We start from the raw sequence: 22,756 nt of genomic DNA, 5'->3' as shown, positions 1-22,756 counted from the left end.
TATTCGTAATTTGACTTACCAATAAATTGGTCCATATATGTCTAAACCACTATCTCCTTTTACTAAGCAACAATTACTTCCACAAGAGGAAACACTTGAGATTTTCAAACAAAAAGGAAACCTTTTTATAGGTATACCAAAAGAAACTGCTTTTCAAGAAAAGCGTGTTTGCTTAACTCCAGATGCCGTTTCTGCTCTTGTTAGTAATGGTCATCGCGTTTTAATGGAAACTGGAGCTGGTGAAGGTGCAAAATTTAGCGATAAAAATTATAGTGAAGCTGGTGCTAAAATCACTAACGATACCGCAAAAGTGTATGGTTGCCCAATAGTTTTAAAAGTAGAGCCTCCTACTCTAGATCAAATAAATTTAATAAATCCGCAAAGCATATTAATCTCTGCGCTACAATTAAAAACACAAAACAAAAAGTATTTTGAAACCTTAGCTAGTAAACGTATTACTGCGCTTGCTTTCGAATTTATTAGAGATGAAGATGGTTCTTATCCTGCCGTTCGATCTTTAAGTGAAATTGCAGGAACTTCAGCGGTGCTTATTGCTTCCGAATTACTAAGCAATGTTAATGAAGGTAACGGATTAATGTTTGGTAATATTAGTGGTGTTCCTCCAATAGAAGTGGTTATTATTGGTGCTGGAACTGTTGGTGAATTTGCTGCTAGAAGTGCTATCGGACTAGGTGCAAACGTAAAAGTGTTTGATAATTCTATTACCAAATTACGTAGAATGCAAACCAACTTAGGAATGACTATTTATACTTCTACGCTACAACCAAAAAACTTAGCAAAAGCTTTAAAAAGGTGTGATGTTGCTATTGGTGCAGTTAGAGGAAAAAATAGAGCCCCAATTATTGTTACAGATGCTATGGTTGGAAACATGAAATCTGGTGCTGTTATTATAGATGTTAGTATAGATATGGGAGGATGTATAGAAAGCAGTGAGGTTACTTCGCATAAACACCCCACTTTTATTAAACATGGTGTAATACATTATTGTGTTCCTAATATTCCTGCTCGATTTGCTAGAACAGCCTCTATTTCTATAAGCAATATGTTTACCCCTTATCTTTTAAAAATTGCCGAAGATGGTGGTTTAGAAAATTCTTTAAGATTTGACAAAGGTTTAAAAAATGGGTTGTACTTTTACCACGGAATATTAACTAACAAATCTGTTGGTGAATGGTTCGATTTAAAACACAGCGATATCAACTTACTTATTTTTTAAATTGTGAAATTAATACAACGTATTGGCTTTTACCTTGGAGGTTTCTCTATAGGTTTAGTAATTCTAGCTTTCTTTTTAAACGGAAAAAAGGCTTCTTGTGCCTATGGTCCCGAGGCTAGAGTGATAAAAAACATAAACACAAAGACGCTACTGTATAGCGATACCGTGGATTTACTTATTTCGGATAGAAAAGTAGATAGCGCAACGATTAAAAATGCGCTTTTAAAAGGAGATGTAGATTTTAGCATGAGTAACACCAGACAAAAACCTTGTGGTATTTATACTATTGAAAGCTATATTGACGATAAAGAAGTAATACTTACAGTAGAAAATTGTGATAGTATTGCTACGCTTCAAAATATCAAATGGTAAGGCATTAAAAATAAATAAACCGTTTATTAATAAATTTAAAATACTGCTTAAGTTTTCATAATAAACTCCATCAAAAAAACATGTGTTTTCTTATTCTATACTTGTTTAATGTGGACGAATTCAAAGATTAATTTTACTACTTTTCTTTAAATTATAGATTATAACTCCTGTTTCTTTCACTTCTATCTGTAAGGAATTTATCACTTCTAGTCCTTGCGATAAAACATGATTTATGTGCTGTTAAACTCTATTAAATCAAAGATTAACGATAATTTTTGTAAACAACAAATACATTTTTTATACTTATATTTGTTTAGCTATTAATCTTTAAATCTTAATGAAAAAATGTCGCAAAATACCATGAAACCTAGTAAAGCTTTTATGTTTAGCTCTGATGAAATTAATAAATACAAATCAGATCCTAAAGATTGGCATAACTTTGTTCGTCGAAAAGAAAGTGAAATTATTTTTTCCTTATTTCCTGAAAATAAATTTAAACTAGCATTAGAGTTAGGTGCTGGAAATGGAGGACAAAGTATTCACGTATTAAAACATTGTGAAAAATTAATCTGTACCGATTTAGATGAAAAAAGTTATGATTGGCTAGATATGGCAATTCTTGACAGACAAAATACGGATAACGTTGAATATAAAATTTGTGATGCTCAAGATTTGTCACAATTTGATGACAATACTTTTGATCTCATTTTTTCAAGTAATATGCTGGAACACATTCCAGATGTTCGTCAATGTTTAAGAGAATGCAAACGTGTTTTAAAAGAGGATGGTGTTATGTTACATACCATGCCAAGCCGGTATTGGAAATTCTTTCAATCCTTTTTAAATATCGCAAGTCTTAAGCCCTTAGATATTCATGGAGTTAGCACTAACCAATGGCAAGAATTTAAAGCTTTCGGATTTAAATCATGGGTAAACTTAATTAAATCGTTGGACTTAAAAGTTGCAGATGTTGTTGGATTACCTTTTTATGTTGGTCACGGAAATCGTTTTATACCTATTATTAAGGCTGGTAATTCTTTAAAATTATCTGCTACTTATTTATATATAGTTAGAAAATAATAAATAACTAAAGTTTTGTTTTAACAACAAAAAACCTGAACAATAATATTATTGTTCAGGTTTTATTGTTTTAATCCTAGTATAATCTATCTCAATTATACTGCCTTAACCAGTGTTTTTGTTTTATTCCCTAATAATTTTTTTTATTTGTTTTTTTCCATCCACCATTACAGATAGGAAATACATCCCACTAGGATATGAAGATACATCTAACACAAATGAACTTTTATTATCAACTGCTTGGTTTAATAAAACTCTTCCAAGACTGTCATTCAATTGCAATTCAGAAATAAGATTATTTTGTCCAGAAACCTTAATATTAATAATATCACTTGTTGGATTTGGATATATATTCAAGGCATTTACAAGTACATTGTCATCAACACTTAAATTTTCTTGTGGATATTCTAAAATCCAAGCTGGAGGATTAGGATCTGACATAATATTACTATCATCCCAATTACTAGCAAAAAGTATTTTTGTACCATCTCTATTTGGAACAGCCATAGTTGAATGTCCATTTCCAGGAGAAACATCGTTATTGTGTTTTGTATAGCGTTCAATAATCCCCGAATCATCTAATTTTATTGCAAATATTTCTCTAGAAGCCACATCATGATCCGTACAACACTGTTCACTTATATAAGCCCAACCTGGTCTATCTGTATTTCTACAACTAATATGTCCTCCCCAGATTCCGCCACTATATTGATATAATTGTCTAACTCCTCCTCCATCTAAACGTGCAGAATAAATATAAGACCCTTGATTCCATCCATCAGGACCATTATAAGATACTAAAACTTCATTTCCATCTGCATCTATGCCTAAATCCGCATGTTCGGTATGATCATGAATATGTTTTTCGTTTGTAAAGTCAAGATTATAAGTTTTAATCCCTTCCGTAGCTCCAGATCCGTTTGGTTTCCACATTGCTACCGCATATCCACCTAATTGCGAAACAGAAAACCAATCTAAATCTCCTGTAGTACCAATATTTTTTGTTCCAACAATTTGATCTGTTTCTATATTATAAACAATTAATGTTTTATCACTTCCGTTCTGACCAATTAAACCAACGTATTTATCATCGTTAGATTGATTTCCTTCTCCATAACCAAAATCCAGACTAGAATATTCACTAAAAGTTTTTAAAGTTACTCTTGTATTATCAAGCACATTAAATTTAACAAATTGATTTCCAGGAGTTCCATACATATAATTAGGTTCTGTATTTGCCCATCTTCCATAAGATGGAATATCTCTCCAATACAAAAAATCAAAAGTCTCTCCATCTAGTATAGCGGCAGGATAACCAGCTAACTTAATTAATGATCCGTTAGAGTTCCATGTTTGATCTTTTGCGTAATTATGCCTTATTCTTTGTGAGGTTGTACCAAAAACGTTTTTATCACTAATTCTAGTAATCTTACTTCCGGATAAATTCTCGGTAAAAGGTTCTAAATATTCAGGAAATTCTCCAGTAGGTGCTTCGTACGATTGATAATTTACAGTAGAAAGTAAAACTTGATTTGGATAATTTTGAGAGTTTACATTTGTATTAAATGCTAAAAAAGTAAACAATGATGCTTTGGCTAAATTTCTGCTATGCAGAAACTTTTTAAATCGATTTTTCTTCATTTTAGGGTTTTGCTATTAATCTGTTGCTAATTTATAATTTCATTTCTTTTATCAGTCAAACTTCCAATTTATTCGATGAAATACATATTTTTTGTAGTCTTTAAGCTACAAAATTGATGATTTGTAGGCGTTTATTTACTCTTAACCAATACTAAATCAATTGGTTACAGTACCTTTTTGAAATGCAAATTATTGTATATACGCATCAAATAGCGGATTGGATTTTTTAAAAGAAAAAAAACTTAATAAATGGATTATCTACATATACAAAATAGAACTATACACTTTAAATGCAAAAGAGGTATTTCATCTAATATATGTCTAGTATTAGTCCGTGAATCTAAAAAAAACACTATTTTTATTGAGCTATTAATCATGAATTAGGTGTTTTTTTATACACCTAATACTACAATCAAGAATTTCTTGAAAAGAAAGAAAATTGCTTTTATAATACCTAGTCTTAAGGCTGGAGGTGCAGAGCGTGTAGTTACTACACTATCTAATCAATTAATTAAAGAATTTGATGTACTTATTGTGGTTTTATACAAATGCAAACCATTTTATACCTTAAATCCTAAAATACAAGTAGTGTTCTGTAAAGACATATACACTAGTAATCCTTCTTTTTTTCAGTCTATAACAAATCACTTTACTTTATTTGGCAGGAGTAAAAAAGTAATCTTAAAAGAAAATATAGATGTTGTTATTGGCTTTACAACAATAGCAAATATTTATAGTGTTATAATAGCCAAGTTGCTTAGAATACCTTCTATTATTAGTGAACGTATTCATCCACAATTTAGTGATATTAGCAACTTTTGGATAAAAATAAGACGAATTATTTACCCTCAAACCGATGTGTTAGTGATACAAACCTTAGACATAAAAAATTATTTCACTAAATTTATTAAAGAGGATAAAATCAAAATAATTAATAACCCTTTAGCTGAAGAATTAGTAGAACAAAGAAATTTACAAACCACCAAAAAAAACCAAATAATTTGTGTTGGCCGATTGGATGAACAAAAAAATCAAGAATTATTAATTCGTGCTTTTGCCAACATAGAAAGAGGTAAATGGAAACTTTTATTAATAGGTGCAGGCGATAAGCATAATTTTTACAAAAAACTTGTAAATACTTTAGACTTAAACGAAAGTGTTATTTTTATTGGAAATGTAAAAGATATTTCTAAGTACTACAACAGTGCAAAAATATTTGTGCTACCTTCCAATTACGAAGGGTTTCCAAATGCATTAATTGAGGCGATGTATTATGGTTTATCTTGTATAGCAACTAATTGCCCTTCTGGACCATCAGAGATAATTAATCATGGGGAAAATGGTTTTTTAATTCCTGTAAAAGATCAATTACTTTTAGAAAAAAAACTATCCTTATTAATACATAATACCGATTTACAAATTCAATTTAAAGATAAAGCAATAGAAAGCACAACAATATTTGAAGCCGAATTTATAGCAAATAAATGGAGAGAGTTAATTTATAAATTTTCACAATAAAATGAAATTAGTTAATTTATTACCTACATATAAAGAACAAGAAACCGCAAATTTTGGTTATACTTTTACAGTATTTACTCCTGTTTATAATAGAGCAGATACTCTTGAACGCGTTTTTAAATCTTTAAACGAACAAACTTTTAAAGATTTTGAGTTGGTTTTAATAAATGATGGCTCTAAAGACAATTCACATGAAGTTGCATTAGAACTAATAAAAACGGCTACGTTTCCGGTAAACTATATAAACAACAAAACAAATAAACATAAAATGGCTTGTTTTATGCAAGTGATACAAGTTGCAAAAGGTAGATTCATTTTACCTTTTGATTCAGATGATGAATGTACCGCAGACGCACTACAAGTTTTTAAGCAAGAATACGATTCTATACCTTTAGAAAAACAAAAAACCATAAGTGGTGTCACCTGTTTATGTAATGACCAATTTGGCAATTTAGTTGGTGAGCCCTTTAAATCATCTCCACTTTATAGTAATACATTTCAACAGCAAATGGAACACCCAAAATCATTAGAAAAATGGGGGTTTGTAAAAACAGAAATTTTAAAAAATATTCAATTAAATAATGCTATTTTTTCTCGTGGTTATATTCCAGAAGGAATTATTTGGGAATTTATAGCCAAGCAAGGATTTAAAACAAAATATATAAACCAAAAACTCAGAACCTATTATTTAGATACTAAAAATGCAATTTCCATTCAAAATCACGAAAAGGATGCATTTGGTATGGCCATATATTCTTTAAGTGTATTAAACTGGTTCTACCAAGACTATCTTTTAAAAAACCCAAAACTCTTTATTAAGCGTGTTTACACGTTATCAAGAGCTTCGCGATATTTAGAATTTAATTTAAAAGATTACCAAAAGGCAATTAAAAGCAAAACATTATCCATTTGCTTTACAATAGCTTGGCCCCTTAAAAAACTACTATAAAACCTTTTGAAAATAACAAACTACATAGAGAACATAAAAAAAGCATTAAAAAATCCTACAATAATAAATGTCATTACTGTAGCGATTATTAGCATTCTTGTAAAAGGTTTAGGTTTTTATAAAGAAATTATTGTTGCTGGCTCTTTTGGTCTATCGGAGTTATTAGATACTTTTTTTATAGCTGCCCTACTCCCTGGGTTTATTAATGAAGTTTTTTTAACTGCGTTTAAATTGGTTTTTATTCCTAACTATATTGCTGAAAAAAAATCATCCAATCGCATTGGTGCTTTTCAATCTACTAGCTTTATTATAACCTTAGTTATTTCGATATTATTTATTATCATTTCCTATTTATTTACGGATGTTTTTTTAGAAACTTTTTTTAAAGGACATACAGCGGAATACTACCATTTAATAAAAACACAATTATACTACTTGTTACCTTGTATACTTTTTTGGGGTTTTGCATCTTTATTAAGTGGCCTACTAAATATTTATGATGACTTTAAATACGCATCCATCTACCCTATATTTACTTCTATAGCAATGTTAGTTTGCCTTTTATTTTTTAAAGAACAATTACAAGAAAAAGTTTTAGCTGTAGGAATGCTTATTGGTAGTATTCTGCAATTTATATTTTTACTGTTTATAACAATTAAGAAAAAAATAATAAAAATAGCACCACCAGATTTTTATGGTTATCACGCACAAACCATGTTTAAACAAGTCCCTGCAAAAATATCTTCTGGATTTTTAACAGGACTAATTTCTGTTACAGATCAGTATTTTGCAGCACAACTAATTATTGGCTCTATAGCAGCATTAAATTATGGTTTACGCATTCCTGCTTTTTTTACAGCAATTATTGTTATGGCTTTGGGTAACGTACTTCTTCCCTATTTTTCAAAACTCGCTTTAACCAATAAAGAAGAAGCTTTTAAAACCTTATACTATATTTTAAAACGCCTATTTCTAGGTTTAATAGTAGTAAGTGTTATACTTATTTTTCTTTCGGATTTTATAGTGCAATTATTTTTTGAACGAAACGAATTTTCATCTAATGACACAAAAACAGTAGCTAACATTCAACGCATGTTTTTAATAGGTTTACCATTTACAATATGCGGAAACATAATAGTTCGATTTTTGACTAGCATAAATAAAAATGCCTTTATGGCTTATATTTCATTTGCATCCGTTATCTTAAATATAATTTTTGATATTATTTTAATGAAATACTTTGGCGTATTTGGCATTGCCTTATGTACTGCCTTTTTACAAATGTTTAGAAGTTTAGTGTATTTAAAATACACAACCAAACAACAAAAAGTTTTAGCTACATGAAAGAAATACTAAAACATATTATTCTTGCATTAACTATTTTAAACCTACCAACATTTGGTTTAGTATCCTTTAATCCTGCTTTAGGCTCGCTTGCATCTGCATTATCCTTAGTTTCCTTAGTTTTATACTATTTTTTTATAAAAAAAAGCAAACCAATACTTCCATTATTATTATTAGGAATACTCTACTATTCTATTTCCGGATTTAATTTCTCAGGAGATCTCATGGTATTCATTAAAGATATTTTTAGATATTTTTTATTCATAATATCCATTACAGAAGTTGCCAAAAATACCACAAATGCAGAAGCTTGTTTTTATTTATTAATTGGCGCATCTAGTATTATAATAAATGCATTAATGTTTTCTGATGAATATGGAAGATATGCAGGTTTTTATATAAATCCTAATCGTGCAGGATTGGTTTGTATTTTAGGTTTTGCTTTTACATATAGATTAGCAAGTAAAAAGTATAAAATAATTGCGCAATTAATTTTCACTCTAGCTGGAATAGCAACTTTATCTCGTTATTTCTTACTACTATTATTGCTAATAAATATAACGTCGCTTTTTGCGAATAGAAAAAATATTATTGGGTTAATTGTTGGTGCCTTAGGTATTATAATAATAATTAACACTCCTGCTTTTGAGCTAAATAAAGATAGATTTGATGCACTTGAAAGCTTCTTTACAGAAGGAGAGGTAAAAACCACGACTATAACTAGAGAATCTAGACAAGAAACGTGGGCACTTTATACAGATGTTGTTTTAAATAATGCCCTAATAGGTAATGGCTACGGTTCTATGCAAGGACAACAAGCCGATACAGTTGGTATTAAAGTAGGTGTTCACAATACATATTTAATGGTAATTGGTGAAGCTGGAGTAATCCCATTCTTACTTTTGGTTATTTTTTATATTAGTCTTGTTGTAAAAAGTATTAAAAGGTTCACAACCAACCCAGAATATACTTACTTATCACTAATAATAGCAACCTATTTGTTGGTTTCGCATAATTATTTTTACAATTATATAATTCTATTTTTTACTATATGGTTATATACAAAAGTGAGCATAAATTTAGACAATAATAATCTTGAAAACGAATAAAATATGTGTGGTATTTACGGCTCAACAATAGCGTATTCTAAGGAACAAGTGCAACAAAAACTAATGCGAACTTCTTTTAGAGGTCCAGATAAATTAGACTATAAATATCTAGGAAAAGATAAGGATATCATTTTAGGACATAACAGACTTGCAATTATAGACATAGACGCTAGATCTAATCAACCGCTTACCTACCAACATATTCATATCGTTTTTAACGGAGAAATTTATAATTTCTTAGAAATTAAAAAAGAGCTAAATAAAAAAGGCCATGAATTTAAAACAACAAGTGATACAGAGGTAATTTGTGCAGCATATTTAGAATATGGCGATGATTTTGTAAGCAAACTCAATGGTATGTTTGCTTTTGTGATTTATGACGAAAAAAAACAACGCCTTTTTGGAGCCAGAGATAGACTAGGGCAAAAACCCTTTTATTATTTTTTTAACGGAAAAGATTTTGAGTTTGCTAGCCAAATTTCTTCTATTCAATTACACAATAACAATTTAAGTATATCTAGTAAATCTATATCTTATTATCTTGCTTGGGGAGCAGTACCTGATCCCTACTCTATTTTTAATGAAATAAATAAATTAAAAGCTGGATACACTTTTTCTTTAGATTTAAACAGTAAAGAATTTATAAAAAAACAATATTGGGATATTGATATTCATGGTAATAACAAATTTGAAGGTACTTATAACGACGCAAAAGGAATACTAAACGATTTACTAAAAGACGCAGTAAAAGTCAGACTCTTTGCAGATGTACCTGTGGGTGTATTTCTATCTGGAGGTGTAGATTCTTCTGTCATTGCTGCTTTAGCAACACAAACAACTTCAAGTAAAATAAAAACATTTTCCGTAAAATTTGATGAAAAAGGCTTTGATGAAAGTAAATACGCACAACAAGTTGCCGACCACTTAAAAACCGATCATCATATTATTAATTGTAATTATAGTGAAGGTTTGGATTTAATAGAAAATTTTAGCCATTATTATGATGAACCATTTGCAGATTCTTCTGCTATACCATCTATGCTGCTTGCTAAGCATACCAGAAAACATGTAACTGTGGCTTTATCTGGTGATGCCGGTGATGAAAGTTTTATTGGTTATCAGCGCTATAATTGGATGAAGCAAGTAGGAATCATGTATAAGATTCCAGGATTTATTAGAAATATATCTGCAAATGCAATAGGAATGATGCCCTATTATAAACTTAAAATGATTGCGCAAGGTTTAAAATACAACAATATTGAAGATGTATATTTAGCTGCAATGACAGGAGTAGATACTAGCTGGCTAGATAGTAAATATGATTATTTAGATTTTGAGGAAATGAAGTACTTAAAACATAACCACAAAAACCTGCAGGAAAGAATTTCAGATTTCGATTTAAAAACATACCTAAATTGGGATATAAACACAAAAGTAGATAGAGCCACAATGGCATACTCTTTAGAAGCTCGTGCTCCCTTAATGGATTATAGAGTTGTAGAATTTGCAAGGTCACTACCTACTAACTTTAAATTTCAAGCTAATAATCAAAAACGTATTTTAAAAGATGTGTTATACCAACACGTACCAAAGCATATTTTCAACAGACCTAAAGCTGGGTTTACAATGCCGTTTTCAGAGTGGTTTAAAAAAGAACTAAAAGATTATGTGCTTTCTGAACTAAATGAAGAAAGCCTAAAAGACATTCCTAATATTAATGCAAAAGAAGTGAGTTTTAGAATAAAACAACACATGAATGGATCCTGGAATAGATATCCTTTAATATGGAAATTGCTAGTATTAAAACAGTGGTTAAATACAAACGGAAAACAATATAGTATTCGTTAATGGAAAATAAAAAAATACATATCACATTTGTCATCCCTTCACTTGCAGCTGGTGGAGCAGAACGTATTTTGTCATTTGTCGCACAAAACATAGACAAAAACAAGTTTCATTCTACACTCTTAGTGGTTGGTTTTAAAAAAGACACTGTATACGATGTAAGCAATCTAGATGTAATTTATTTAAATAAAACTAGAGTATTAAAATCTGTATTTGCTATTGCTCAACATTTTAGAACCAAAAAACCGCAAATTGTAGTTAGCTCCATTTTTCATTTAAATACTATGATTGCTTACCTTTCTATTTGTTTTCCAAAAATAAAATTTGCTGCTAGAGAGGCTAATGTTTTAAGTGTATTAGCAAAGCATGATAAAAGCAGCAGGTTAACACTTTTAAAAAGACTAATAGTAAAAGCGTATACATTGGTAGACTGTGTTATTTGTCAATCTAAAGATATGCAGCAGGATATGATGACAAATTATGGAGTATCCATAAACAAAACAGCACTAATAAATAATCCAATAACCAATAATACTTCTCCAAAAACGGAAACTAGAGATACTAATAAACCTTTACAAATTATTACTGTTGGTAGGTTAAGTAAAGAAAAAGGACACGATAGAATAATAGAAGTTTTATCTCAGTTAACGTTTCCTTTTCATTATTTTATGATTGGAGATGGAAATGAAAAGGAAAATATCTTAAAATTAATTCGAAGTAAAGGAATTGAAAACCAAGTAACTCAGATAAATTACACAAAAAATGTTGAAGATTTTTTAAGAAAAAGTGATATCTTTTTACTCGGTTCTTATTCAGAAGGTTTTCCTAATGCATTAATAGAAAGCTGTGTTGTTGGAACACCTGTTGTTGCTTTTAATGCACCTGGAGGAATTAATGAAATTATTGAAGAAGGAAAAAATGGTTTTATTGTTAATACCGTTACTGAATGTGTTACAGAGTTAACAAAACTTAACAACAATTTTTCTTTTTCACCTAATACAGTAAACCATGTGGTGATTAGTAAATTTAACAGTAAAAAAATTATTAATCAATACGAAGAATTGTTTATTAAACTAACCCCAAACCATGCTATTTAACTCGATAGAATATTTAATCTTTTTCCCTACAGTTTTCATTCTGTATTGGCTATTAAATAAAGATCTAAAAAAGCAAAACTTATTATTGTTAGTTGCTAGTTATTTCTTTTATGCTTATTGGGATTGGACTTTCTTATCCTTAATCATATATAGTTCATTTATAGATTATTATATCGGAATTAAAATTTACGAAACGAATTCGGTAAAAGCCAAAAAGAATTGGTTACGACTAAGTTTAGTGTCAAATTTAGGGCTTTTAGCTGCATTTAAATATTTCAACTTTTTTACAGAAAGTTTTGCCGAATTGATGTTGCTTTTTGGTTGGGAAGTAGATGCTATAACATTAAATATAATACTTCCAGTTGGTATCAGTTTTTACACGTTTCAAACCTTAAGTTACACCATAGATATTTATAGAGGCAACTTTAAACCTACAAAAGATATTGTAGCCTTTTTTACATTTGTTAGTTTGTTTCCGCAATTAGTAGCTGGACCAATAGAAAGAGCCTCCAACCTTTTACCACAAATTGAAAAAACGCGAAAGTTTAAACAAAAATGGTTTCAGGATGGTATTTTTCAGATATCGGTTGGTTTATTTCGAAAAGTAGTTATTGCAGATAATTTGGGTATCTATGTAGATTCCATATATGCTAGTCCAGATGTTCATAATTCTTCCACATTGCTCCTTGCTACTGTATTTTATGCGTATCAAATTTATTTTGATTTTGCTGGATATTCAGACATTGCCATTGGTAGTGCAAAACTTTTAGGTTTTAAATTTAATCAAAACTTTAAACTGCCATACTTTTCAAACTCCATAGCAGATATATGGCAACGTTGGCACATATCGCTATCTTCATGGTTACGCGATTATTTATACTATTCTTTAGGAGGAAGTCGTGGCTCAGCCCTTTTTACCTTTAGAAACCTAATGATCACAATGATAATTGGCGGACTTTGGCATGGTAACACATGGAATTTCGCGATTTGGGGAGCCATTCATGGTTTGTTACTTGTTGGAGAAAAAATAATCTTTTTAACTCTAAAAATCAAAAATGCTGGTTGGATTGGTTACATCTACCCTTTTTGTGTAGTACTACTTTCTTGGGTGTTTTTTAGAGCACAAGATTTTGATACCGCTATTCTAATAATAAAAAAATTAGTTTTCTTCGAATTTAGAATTCCTTTTGTTGGAGATATTAATGCTATCGTAACTGGATTATCCATGCTTATTATTGGTATGTCTTTTGACTTGTACTTATTTAAAACAGATAAAGATTTAGAAACTTTAGGACGTACATTTAGTCCATTAAAACTAGGTGTTATCGTTTCTGCTATAATTCTTCTTGCTAGTTTGTTTTATTCCACGTCTAACAATTTTATTTATTTTCAATTTTAAAGGTTATGAATAAAAAACAACTCATAAAATCATTAAAACTTATAGCTTTCATAGTTGTACTATCCTATGTTGTAGATAAAATCGTATATTATTCTATAACCAAAATTAGCGACACGGTTTACTCTGGTCAAGCAATTGGAAAGTTAAACCACTACTTATCCATAAAAGACACAACCAAGTTAATTGTATTTGGTAGCTCTAGAGCAAATCATCATATAGATGTAAAAAAATTAGATGCTTCCAGTTTTAATATGGGAGTGGATGGCAAATTTATAGCATATAGTGCCACACTTATAAAACTCCTTCCAAAAGATTTTAAACAAACAATTATTCTTCAAATAGATCCAAATGTCGCTTACAGAGAAGTTTACAATAGACAAGAAACAAAAACTTTAATGGTTAAATATCATTCCAATACTATAATAAAAGAAGAACTGGACAGAGCAGAATTAACAACTCCTTTTCAGAAATTTTATTGGTGTATCGATTATAACGGCTTAGCTTTAGGAATTCTTAAAAACGCCATTTTCCCAAAATATGATCTGGAAACATATTATGGTTATGATCCTATGGAAGTACATAGCACGCAAAAAGAAATATTTAAAAACATACTAGAACGTAATGATACTATTGTCTGCAAAACAAACTTAAAAATCAATCCGTTATTTAAGAGCTATTTAAAAGAAATAGAAGCGTTTTGTAGTGCTAACAATAAAAAGCTAATTACTCTTACTTCTCCTATTTTTATTGACAAATGCCCTGAAGATAATATGGCATTAAAAAAAATATTAGAGGAATTAAATATTGAATATCATGATTATACCAATTTTTTTAAAGACGATAAGCATTTAGATTACTGGGTAGATTTAGCACACATGTCTAACACCGGAGCAGAAGCTTTCTCGGAAGCATTAAGTAAAGATTTAATTATATATGACGAATAAAAAACACATAGCATTATTTGCTGCATTTATTGGTTTTAGCGGTACAGAACGTGTGGTTTGCAGGCTTGTAAATGAACTAGTAAAGTATTACGAAGTAACATTAATACTTATGTTTGATACTGTTGACTTACCTATACATAAAGACGTTAATGTTATTTGCATCTCTAAAAAAAGTCAGCATTATAATAATTCTTCATGGTCTAAATTAAGTACTTTTTTATATAGTGGTTTTAAATATTCAAAAATTATAAAAGAAAATAATATAGATATTAGTATTTCATTTTTAATTAAACAAAATATAATAAATGGTTTTACTAAAATAAGAAACCCCAAACTTACCACCATGGTTAGTGAACGTTGTTTCCCCTCTAAAACCTATGGTGCCTTTGGTGAAAAATTGGTGAACTATTTTTACAATAAAAACAATGCTTTATTCTCCAATTCTATTCATATAAATAAAGATTTACAGGATAATTTTGGTGTAAAGATACCAGCTCACGTACTTTACAATCCTATTTACACACTAGAAGAAAAACCTGATTTCCTTAAAAATCCAGAAGAAAATAAACCTTTTAAAATTGTTGCTGTAGGAAGATTAAACCCTGTTAAAAACTATAAGAGTTTAATGGAAAGTATACCGCTTATAAAAAATGCTGTACATTTAAATATATATGGCGCAGGTGTGTTAGAAGAAGAATTAAAATCCCTTTCAACTACTTTAAACCTTAATGAAACCGTTACTTTTAAAGGAAACAGCAGCGAAATAGATCAAGAAATACTAAAACACCATTGTTTGGTATTAACTTCTCTTTCTGAAGGATTTCCAAACGTTATTTTGGAAGCCATGTCACTTGGAGTTCCTGTAATTGCAACCAATTGCTTATCTGGTCCTTTAGAACTTCTAAATGACAACCAAGAAATACAAATAGAAGAAGGAAGCTTTTCTAAAGCAAAATACGGACTATTAGTAAATGTAGATGACAACAAAGGATTAGCCAAAGCAATTACCTATTATCAAAACAATGAAGAAGCGCGTAAAAAGTATAGCGCTTTGAGTTTTGAAAAAGCAAAACAATACGATATTTCTGAAATAGGAAAGCAAACAAAAAATTTAATAGATATGTATTTATGTGCGGAATAAATGGCTTAATCAGTAAAAATAGAAGCCTTGACGATGTAAGCAATACATTGAACAAAATGAATCAGCTCATCTATCATCGTGGTCCAGATGATGATGGTTTCTGTATTGAAAACCAAGGTACAACAACGGTTGCTATGGCAATGCGAAGGCTATCTATTATTGACTTAAGCACAGGGAAGCAACCAATATATAATGACGACCAAAGTATTGTAATTGTATTTAATGGCGAAATTTACAACTACCTAAAATTAAAACAGCAATTAGAAAGTCAAGGGGTTACCTTTAAAACCAAAAGCGATACAGAAGTTATTTTAAAACTCTACGAAGCTAAAGGAGAAAGTAGTTTTGCCGAACTTGACGGTATGTTTGCCTTTAGTATTTATGATAAAAACCGAAATAAAGTATTTATTACTCGCGACTTTTTTGGTGAAAAACCCTTGTATTATTACCAAGACGAAGAAAACTTCTTTTGGGCTTCGGAGTTGAAATCGATTATTAATAATCTAGATACAAAACCTAAAATTTCTAAAGAAGGGCTAAACTTATATTTTAGACTCACCTATACTCCTGCTCCTTTTACCATTTATGAGCACATTTTTAAATTAGAAGCCAATCATTATATCGATTATGATCTAGAAGCAGATAGTTTTGAAATACATCCAATAAGTACTGTAAAAAACGAAAAGCAGGATATCGCTTTCGCGGAAGCAAAAAAGGAATTAAAAACCAGAATGCTTCAAAGTATTGAGAGTCGTTCTATTAGTGATGTTCCGCTTGGCACATTTCTTTCTGGAGGTGTAGATTCTTCGATTGTTAGTTTAGGGTTGTCACAAATGAACAACCAAAAAATCGATACCTTTTCTATCGGATTTGATAAAGCTTCCTTTGATGAAACCGACAAATCGAAACTGGTTGCTAAAATGATTAATAGTAATCACCATGAGTTTATTATTTCAGAAAAAGACATTGAAAAGAACATTCATGAAATTCTTATAAATTTCGATGAACCTTTTGCCGATTCCTCTGCCTTACCAACTTATTTGGTAGCTAACAAAACTAGAGATTTTGTAAAGGTGGCGTTAACAGGAGATGGTGGCGACGAAGTTTTTGGTGGTTACAACAAATACTATATTGGAAAACTAAATAGGAAATATACAAGTGTAGTTCCAGAATTTCTGCATAATGCTTCAAAAAGTATTCTAAACAAATTATTTACAACAAAAGACGATAATAGAGGAAAACGGTTTAAGCTAAAAAAAGCTGTAAACGCAATAAACTATAACGATGAGCACTATTGGAATATCATTTCATTAGGTTTTTCTAACGATACCGAAAAGCTTTTAAAAACCGAAAACATTCAACCTAATCTATTTAGTTACTACAAAGAAAAAACCAATATAAAACAACCAAAAACGGTACATGAATATCGCGAGATAGACAGACATATAAGTTTAGAAGGAGATATGTTGGTAAAAGTAGATAGAACAAGTATGCTAAATTCTTTAGAATGCAGAGCGCCTTTTTTAAACAAGACGCTTTGGGAATTTGCCAATAGCTTACCAGAAGACTATTTACTAAAAGGTTTTAGTAAAAAACATATTTTAAAAGAAGCTTTTAAAGAGGAATTTCCGGAAGGTTTCTTAGAGAAATCTAAAAAAGGATTTGTGGTTCCCGTTGGTGATTGGTTACGTTCTGGATTAAAAAAAGAATTAGAAAGCTATATCGAAACCAATTTTTTAGAAGACCAGAATCTCTTTAACATAGACTATATCAAACCATTGGTAAACAACCATCTTACAGGAAAAGAAGATAATAGTTATAAGGTTTGGACGTATTATACGTTTCAAAAATGGTATGTAAACGTCTATTTATAAATGTACTAACTTACCCAATTTATAATCCCAAGTTTCTGGGTAAATGGTTTCTAAACCGCTTCCATGATGAAAAGTGATTTCACCAAAATATACTTTGTTTTCAAAATCATAGACATCTATTCTTGCATAAGAAAATGCTTCCGATAATTTTTCAGCAACTGCAATCATTTCATCTAATTTATGTGGCTTTTCAAGCGTTCTTCCATTATCCCAAAGCGGTTTTCCATCGTCCCATAAAGACCAAGTAAAAGGCAAAATATTCCAATCTACATCATACAAATTCCGCTTGTGATTGGTATATCTATCAATATCTACCTGAATCACTTCCACCTTGCCATGAAAACAATGTAATTTATAATCAAAAGGAATTTCGCCAGCTTCATTTACAAGTAATTTTTCAGCAATAACACAAGGTTTTATGTTTTTGTATTGCCATTCTTTACCCGAATAATAATAGTTTTTACTAAGTAATTTCTTAAAGTATTTTTGGGTTTGTCCCCAATCTACAGTAGCTTTATCTTTAACAATAATTCCTCCAGAACTATCGTGATTTGCTTTAATAATAAAAGGGTAATCTGGAAAACTAGAAGCTACAACATCTTCTGTATTATAACTTTGAAACACTAATGGAATTAAATATGAAGCTCCAACCACTTCTTCTACATATTTTCTAACGGCAAACTTATCTGCACACGTAGTATGTAAGGCTGTTCTATCATGTAGCTTTAACCAATTAATTTTTTCATTTAAAGTTTTAGGATTGTTTAAATCTAATGGTCTACCAAAGCGTTTTTTAAAATCTTGCCTTAAAAAAGTAGCATCATCCAAAAAATGTGATCTCATATAATGATGCAGTTGCAACACAGAATCGATTACATTTTTTCCAATCCAAGTATTATGATATAAATACTTAGCAATCTTTAACATAAATAGTGTTTTATCCATTCTAATGTAAAACAAATTTCAGTAAACAAAAAACTTATCTTATTTTAGTTGTAAATTTAATATATGAATAAAAAAATCTGTCTTGTTGGTGGTGAAGATGTGCATAAACGCATTTCCTTATCTAGCTATCTTAAAGAAGCAGGTTTTGATGTAACCATAATAGGAACAAGCACTCATAATTTTCCTGATTACATTCGTTATGTACCTTATAATTTAGTACGGCACCTCTCTCCTATTGCAGACAGAAAAACATTAAAATGGTACAAGACTTTTTTTGCAGAAAATGAATTTGATGTCATTCATACCTTTGATACCAAACCCGCATTTTTATTACCAATTGCATTAAAAAACACAAAAACACCAATAACAAGAACAGTAACAGGATTAGGTACAATCTTCATGTCTAATAGTTTGTCTAGCTTCTTTTTAAGGAAGGTTTATTACATGCTTCATAGAAGTGTAAAACATCGTGTTTTTAAAACTATTTTTCAAAATTACGACGATAAAGATTTATATAAATCTCACGGATTAATAACCGATACGAACTTCGGACTTATTTTTAGTAGCGGAATAGAATTAAAAAATATTCATAAAACCGCAAAGCGAAATAACACGCCTTTTACCTTTATTTGTGTTGCGCGATTGGTTTACGAAAAAGGAATTATTAATCTTTTAGAAGCGGCTAGAATTTGTAAAGACAAAGGACATACTTTTAAAATACTACTTGTTGGTCCTTTAGAAGAAAATAGCAAACGACTAAACCAAGATATATTAGACCAATACAAAGATATTGTAGATATACTAGGAAGTAGAAATGATGTTTTTGATCTTTTATTAACTTCGGATGCCTTTGTACTACCAACCTTTAGAGAAGGTTTTGCAAGAGTATTATTAGAAGCAGCAGCAGTTGGACTACCTATGATTGCTACAAACGTTACAGGAGTTAGAGAGTTTGCAAGACACGAAAAAGAAGCTTTATTAGTGGAAGTAAAAAACTCGGAAGCACTTGCAAATGCAATGATTAGATTAGCCACAGACAAGGATTTAGCCAATGAATTAGCCGAAAATGCATTAAAACACGTTGAAAAGTTTAGTTTAGAAAATGTTTCTAAGCAATATATTGATATCTTTAACCAAGCTATTAATCATAAAACATAACGAAAATGAAAATCCCATTTTCCCCTCCTTACATTAGTGATAATGTAATCAAAGAAGTTACAGATGCTTTAGAATCTGGATGGATTACCACAGGACCAAAAGTAAAACGATTAGAAGAACTTGTTTGCCAATATACAAAAGCACCTAATGCTCTTGGTGTAAACTCTGCTACTTCTGGGTTAATGCTGGCTTTAAAATGGTTTGGTATTGGTGAAGGTGATGAAGTCATTATTCCTGCTTACACCTATGCTGCAACAGCTTTAGCAGTTATTCATGTTGGCGCAACTCCAATAATGGTAGATATTGAAGACGATTTTAATATTTCTATAAAAGCAATTAAAGATGCAATAACCGAAGACACTAAAGCTATCATTCCAGTAGATATAGCTGGTTGGCCTTGCGATTATGACGCAATAAATCAATTAGCAAAAAATAGCAGCGATTTATTTCACCCAACACACGAAAATCAAGAAAAATTAGGAAGAATTGTAGTAATAGCAGATGCTGCTCATGCAATTGGCGCGCAATACAAAGGAAAATTTGTTGGTGAAACCACAGATATAACCGTGTTTTCATTTCATGCAGTAAAAAATGTTACCACTGCAGAAGGTGGTGCCATTTGCTTAAACCTACCTAAACCTTTTGTTAACCAAGAAGAATATAACTACTTACGCTGTTTCTCCTTAAACGGACAAACAAAAGATGCGTTTACAAAATCTAAAGCTGGTGGTTGGAGATATGATATTATTTATCCTGGATTAAAAATGAATCTTCCAGATTTACTTGCTGCTGTTGGCGTAGCGCAGTTACCCGAATATTTTGAAACTATTTTAGGAAAACGAAAAGAAATCTTTACATTTTACCAAGAGTATTTTGCAACCAAAGAATGGGCAGTATTACCGCCTTTTCAAAACGATGAAAAAATATCTTCTTGTCATTTGTATGCCTTGCGAATTAAAGATGCTTCCGAAGCACAACGCGATGCTATTATAGATAAAATTTCTGCAAACGGTGTTGCTGTCAATGTACACTTTCAGCCATTGCCGTTATTGACTTTATTCAAATCTTACGGTTATAAAATAGAAGATTACCCAAAAGCCTTTAATAATTACAAAGCAGAAATATCTTTACCTATTTATCCGCAGTTAACAGAAGAAGAATTACATTATATTATAGCCACAATTGCAAATGCTGTAGAAACCACACTATGATAAAAAGAGTATTCGATCTATTTTTTTCTCTATTAGGATTAGCAATACTCCTACCAATATTAGTGGTAATTGCGGTTTTAATCCAAATAGAATCTAAAGGTTCCATTTTTTACAGACAAACAAGAGTTGGTAAAAATAGTCAAGATTTCAAGATTTTTAAATTTAGAACCATGTTTGTAGGATCCGACAAAAAAGGACTATTAACCCTAGGTGACAACGATTCTAGAGTAACAAAAGTTGGCTATTTCTTGCGAAAATATAAGCTAGACGAAATGCCACAACTCATAAACGTTTTACAAGGCTCCATGAGTTTTGTTGGCCCGAGACCAGAAGTTCGTAAATATGTAGATTATTATTCTAAAGATGATTTACAAATACTTCAAGTAAAACCAGGTATTACAGACTATGCCTCTATTGCATTTAGAGACGAAGCAGAACTTTTAAAGGATACAGATAATCCCGAAAAGCTTTATATTGAAGATATTATGCCGAAAAAAATCGCGCTAAACAAGAAGTATATTGCTAATCCTTCGGTATTTACGGATGTAAAAATTATTCTGAAGACATTTCAAACCATATTAAAATGAAACTAGATCAAGGACATTTAGTGATTTCTTTAGACTTCGAATTATTTTGGGGTGTTTTTGATGTTCGTACGCTGGAAAGTTACAAATCACAATTAGAAAAGGTTTCCGAAATTGTTCCAAGATTACTACAACTAAGTGACACCTACAATATCAAACTAACCTTTGCTACTGTTGGGTTTCTATTAGCAAAAAATAAAGAAGAATTACTTCAGTATAGCCCAAAAAAGAAACCGAATTATAGCGATGCCAATTTTAGTCCGTATAGATTATTTGATGCTATTGGGAACAACGAAACCGAAGATCCTTATCATTACGCAACGTCATTAGTAGAACAAATTAAGCAAAATGACAATCACGAAATAGGAAGCCATACTTTTTGTCATTACTACTGCAACGAAGTAGGACAAACAGCAGAACAATTTGAAGCAGACTTGCTAGCCACTATAAACATTGCGAAACAACAAGACATAAATATAAAAAGTATTGTTTTTCCTAGAAACCAAATAAACGAAGTCTATATTAAAATTTGTGCAAAACACGGCATCTTAAGTTATCGAGGCATTGAAAACCACTGGATGTACAACACCAACGACACCAAACAATTAGGAAACACAAAACATAGAATATACAGATTACTGGACGCGTATCTCAATATATCTGGACATAATACGCATGATCTACAAATGCATCATGGATTGGTGAACATTGCATCTAGTAGATTTCTAAGACCTTACAGCAGTAAACTACGTTTTTTAGAAAACTTAAAAATAAACAGAATAAAAAAAGGAATGACATATGCCGCAAAGCAAAAACAAGTTTATCATTTTTGGTGGCATCCTCATAATTTCGGACAAAATACAGAGGAAAATTTCAAAGCATTAGAAGAGCTATTTAACCATTATAAAACGTTAAATAAAACGTATAATTTCAATAGTAAAACCATGACAAACTTAGTACAATACTTTTAAGTATAATTAAATCGAAAAACACGTAAACAATTTAAATACAACCACTTACTATGCTTTATTTAGTTTTTTAATTCAAATAACACATTTAACAATAATTCTTCAGGAATTGAAATTATTCAACACAAAAATTATTCATCTAAAAATAAAAACACATGTACCAAATTGAAGTAAAAGTGTTTAAAAAAAACTGGACATTCTTTACAAAACAATTAATAGCTTCCACGAAACAACTCCTTTAAAAAACATATCGAAACTAGTCACCTCATAAAAAACAAAAACAAGTAGCTATATTCTTATATTTTCGTATATTTAACTACATCTATAACAAACAGTTATA

At 30.4% G+C, this 22,756-nt stretch carries 19 protein-coding genes; 17 read left to right on the top strand and 2 right to left on the bottom strand.

Annotated features, from left to right (window positions below; translation table 11 throughout):
• Nucleotides 1-37 precede the first annotated feature (37 nt).
• From FG167_RS13415 to FG167_RS13405, 3 genes are all read left to right on the top strand, one after another.
• Nucleotides 38-1,237 carry an alanine dehydrogenase gene (locus FG167_RS13415; protein WP_203458747.1) on the top strand — a complete coding sequence of 400 codons (1,200 nt, stop codon included), beginning with the start codon at nt 38-40 and terminating at the stop codon, nt 1,235-1,237.
• A gap of 3 nt (nt 1,238-1,240) precedes the next feature.
• Nucleotides 1,241-1,609, top strand: a complete 369-nt coding sequence (locus FG167_RS13410) for a DUF4258 domain-containing protein (RefSeq protein ID WP_203458746.1) — start codon at nt 1,241-1,243, stop codon at nt 1,607-1,609.
• Between the two features lie 360 nt (nt 1,610-1,969).
• Nucleotides 1,970-2,689 (top strand): class I SAM-dependent methyltransferase, encoded by a 720-nt coding sequence (locus FG167_RS13405; RefSeq protein WP_203458745.1) that lies wholly within the window; start codon nt 1,970-1,972, stop codon nt 2,687-2,689.
• A gap of 123 nt (nt 2,690-2,812) precedes the next feature.
• Here the strand turns inward: FG167_RS13405 and FG167_RS13400 are convergent, their stop codons facing one another.
• Nucleotides 2,813-4,330, bottom strand: a complete 1,518-nt coding sequence (locus tag FG167_RS13400; protein WP_203458744.1) for a T9SS type A sorting domain-containing protein — start codon at nt 4,328-4,330, stop codon at nt 2,813-2,815.
• A 423-nt stretch (nt 4,331-4,753) separates the two neighbouring features.
• Here FG167_RS13400 and FG167_RS13395 point away from each other — a divergent pair, with 423 nt between their 5' ends.
• The 10 genes from FG167_RS13395 to asnB (FG167_RS13350) are packed head-to-tail and all read left to right on the top strand — an operon-like array spanning nt 4,754 to nt 17,550.
• On the top strand, nt 4,754-5,848 hold the full coding sequence (locus tag FG167_RS13395; RefSeq protein WP_203458743.1) for a glycosyltransferase: 1,095 nt from the start codon (nt 4,754-4,756) through the stop codon (nt 5,846-5,848).
• Between the two features lies 1 nt (nt 5,849).
• Complete coding sequence (locus FG167_RS13390) at nt 5,850-6,797, top strand: glycosyltransferase family 2 protein (RefSeq protein ID WP_203458742.1); 948 nt, start codon at nt 5,850-5,852, stop codon at nt 6,795-6,797.
• Nucleotides 6,798-6,803: 6 nt separating this feature from the next.
• Nucleotides 6,804-8,141, top strand: a complete 1,338-nt coding sequence (gene murJ / locus FG167_RS13385; protein WP_203458741.1) for a murein biosynthesis integral membrane protein MurJ — start codon at nt 6,804-6,806, stop codon at nt 8,139-8,141.
• Complete coding sequence (locus FG167_RS13380; protein ID WP_203458740.1) at nt 8,138-9,250, top strand: O-antigen ligase; 1,113 nt, start codon at nt 8,138-8,140, stop codon at nt 9,248-9,250. The genes murJ and FG167_RS13380 overlap by 4 nt, the downstream gene beginning before the upstream one ends.
• Nucleotides 9,251-9,253: 3 nt before the next feature.
• Nucleotides 9,254-11,098 carry an asparagine synthase (glutamine-hydrolyzing) gene (gene asnB / locus FG167_RS13375; protein ID WP_203458739.1) on the top strand — a complete coding sequence of 615 codons (1,845 nt, stop codon included), beginning with the start codon at nt 9,254-9,256 and terminating at the stop codon, nt 11,096-11,098.
• A complete protein-coding gene (locus tag FG167_RS13370; RefSeq protein WP_203458738.1) occupies nt 11,098-12,192 on the top strand; it encodes a glycosyltransferase in 1,095 nt (364 codons plus the stop codon). Before asnB (FG167_RS13375) ends, FG167_RS13370 begins: the two co-directional genes overlap by 1 nt.
• The gene (locus FG167_RS13365) at nt 12,182-13,591 is read left to right on the top strand and encodes an MBOAT family protein (protein WP_203458737.1); all 1,410 of its coding nucleotides are present in this window, start codon (nt 12,182-12,184) and stop codon (nt 13,589-13,591) included. The genes FG167_RS13370 and FG167_RS13365 overlap by 11 nt, the downstream gene beginning before the upstream one ends.
• A 5-nt stretch (nt 13,592-13,596) precedes the next feature.
• A complete protein-coding gene (locus tag FG167_RS13360) occupies nt 13,597-14,535 on the top strand; it encodes a hypothetical protein (RefSeq protein ID WP_203458736.1) in 939 nt (312 codons plus the stop codon).
• On the top strand, nt 14,525-15,676 hold the full coding sequence (locus FG167_RS13355; RefSeq protein WP_203458735.1) for a glycosyltransferase: 1,152 nt from the start codon (nt 14,525-14,527) through the stop codon (nt 15,674-15,676). Before FG167_RS13360 ends, FG167_RS13355 begins: the two co-directional genes overlap by 11 nt.
• Nucleotides 15,664-17,550 carry an asparagine synthase (glutamine-hydrolyzing) gene (asnB, locus tag FG167_RS13350; RefSeq protein WP_203458734.1) on the top strand — a complete coding sequence of 629 codons (1,887 nt, stop codon included), beginning with the start codon at nt 15,664-15,666 and terminating at the stop codon, nt 17,548-17,550. Before FG167_RS13355 ends, asnB (FG167_RS13350) begins: the two co-directional genes overlap by 13 nt.
• Here the strand turns inward: asnB (FG167_RS13350) and FG167_RS13345 are convergent.
• A complete protein-coding gene (locus FG167_RS13345) occupies nt 17,545-18,477 on the bottom strand; it encodes an ATP-grasp fold amidoligase family protein (protein WP_203458733.1) in 933 nt (310 codons plus the stop codon). The genes asnB (FG167_RS13350) and FG167_RS13345 overlap by 6 nt on opposite strands.
• A gap of 81 nt (nt 18,478-18,558) precedes the next feature.
• Between FG167_RS13345 and FG167_RS13340 the strand changes: the two genes are divergently transcribed.
• From FG167_RS13340 to FG167_RS13325, 4 genes are read left to right on the top strand one after another with little or no spacing between them, the layout of a single operon-like run.
• The gene (locus tag FG167_RS13340; protein WP_203458732.1) at nt 18,559-19,653 is read left to right on the top strand and encodes a glycosyltransferase; all 1,095 of its coding nucleotides are present in this window, start codon (nt 18,559-18,561) and stop codon (nt 19,651-19,653) included.
• Nucleotides 19,654-19,658: 5 nt separating this feature from the next.
• Nucleotides 19,659-20,864, top strand: a complete 1,206-nt coding sequence (locus tag FG167_RS13335; protein WP_203458731.1) for a DegT/DnrJ/EryC1/StrS aminotransferase family protein — start codon at nt 19,659-19,661, stop codon at nt 20,862-20,864.
• Complete coding sequence (locus tag FG167_RS13330; RefSeq protein ID WP_203458730.1) at nt 20,861-21,451, top strand: sugar transferase; 591 nt, start codon at nt 20,861-20,863, stop codon at nt 21,449-21,451. The genes FG167_RS13335 and FG167_RS13330 overlap by 4 nt, the downstream gene beginning before the upstream one ends.
• Complete coding sequence (locus tag FG167_RS13325; RefSeq protein WP_203458729.1) at nt 21,448-22,419, top strand: polysaccharide deacetylase family protein; 972 nt, start codon at nt 21,448-21,450, stop codon at nt 22,417-22,419. The genes FG167_RS13330 and FG167_RS13325 overlap by 4 nt, the downstream gene beginning before the upstream one ends.
• The last annotated feature ends 337 nt before the right edge of the window (nt 22,420-22,756 follow it).

This window comes from Lacinutrix sp. WUR7 (assembly GCF_016864015.1).
In the GTDB taxonomy this organism is placed as follows: domain Bacteria; phylum Bacteroidota; class Bacteroidia; order Flavobacteriales; family Flavobacteriaceae; genus Oceanihabitans.
The sequence above is the reverse complement of the archived record's forward strand: the minus strand, read 5'-3'. Positions and strand labels throughout refer to the sequence as shown.

Bases quoted from the DNA above. Each gene is read 5' to 3' on its own strand.
- FG167_RS13415 (WP_203458747.1), top strand. From the start codon at position 38: ATGTCTAAACCACTATCTCCTTTTACTAAGCAACAATTACTTCCACAA.
- FG167_RS13405 (WP_203458745.1), top strand. From the start codon at position 1,970: ATGAAACCTAGTAAAGCTTTTATGTTTAGCTCTGATGAAATTAATAAA.
- FG167_RS13400 (WP_203458744.1), bottom strand. From the start codon at position 4,330: ATGAAGAAAAATCGATTTAAAAAGTTTCTGCATAGCAGAAATTTAGCC.
- FG167_RS13390 (WP_203458742.1), top strand. From the start codon at position 5,850: ATGAAATTAGTTAATTTATTACCTACATATAAAGAACAAGAAACCGCA.
- FG167_RS13380 (WP_203458740.1), top strand. From the start codon at position 8,138: ATGAAAGAAATACTAAAACATATTATTCTTGCATTAACTATTTTAAAC.
- asnB (WP_203458739.1), top strand. From the start codon at position 9,254: ATGTGTGGTATTTACGGCTCAACAATAGCGTATTCTAAGGAACAAGTG.
- FG167_RS13370 (WP_203458738.1), top strand. From the start codon at position 11,098: ATGGAAAATAAAAAAATACATATCACATTTGTCATCCCTTCACTTGCA.
- FG167_RS13365 (WP_203458737.1), top strand. From the start codon at position 12,182: ATGCTATTTAACTCGATAGAATATTTAATCTTTTTCCCTACAGTTTTC.
- FG167_RS13360 (WP_203458736.1), top strand. From the start codon at position 13,597: ATGAATAAAAAACAACTCATAAAATCATTAAAACTTATAGCTTTCATA.
- FG167_RS13355 (WP_203458735.1), top strand. From the start codon at position 14,525: ATGACGAATAAAAAACACATAGCATTATTTGCTGCATTTATTGGTTTT.
- asnB (WP_203458734.1), top strand. From the start codon at position 15,664: ATGTGCGGAATAAATGGCTTAATCAGTAAAAATAGAAGCCTTGACGAT.
- FG167_RS13345 (WP_203458733.1), bottom strand. From the start codon at position 18,477: ATGTTAAAGATTGCTAAGTATTTATATCATAATACTTGGATTGGAAAA.
- FG167_RS13340 (WP_203458732.1), top strand. From the start codon at position 18,559: ATGAATAAAAAAATCTGTCTTGTTGGTGGTGAAGATGTGCATAAACGC.
- FG167_RS13335 (WP_203458731.1), top strand. From the start codon at position 19,659: ATGAAAATCCCATTTTCCCCTCCTTACATTAGTGATAATGTAATCAAA.
- FG167_RS13330 (WP_203458730.1), top strand. From the start codon at position 20,861: ATGATAAAAAGAGTATTCGATCTATTTTTTTCTCTATTAGGATTAGCA.
- FG167_RS13325 (WP_203458729.1), top strand. From the start codon at position 21,448: ATGAAACTAGATCAAGGACATTTAGTGATTTCTTTAGACTTCGAATTA.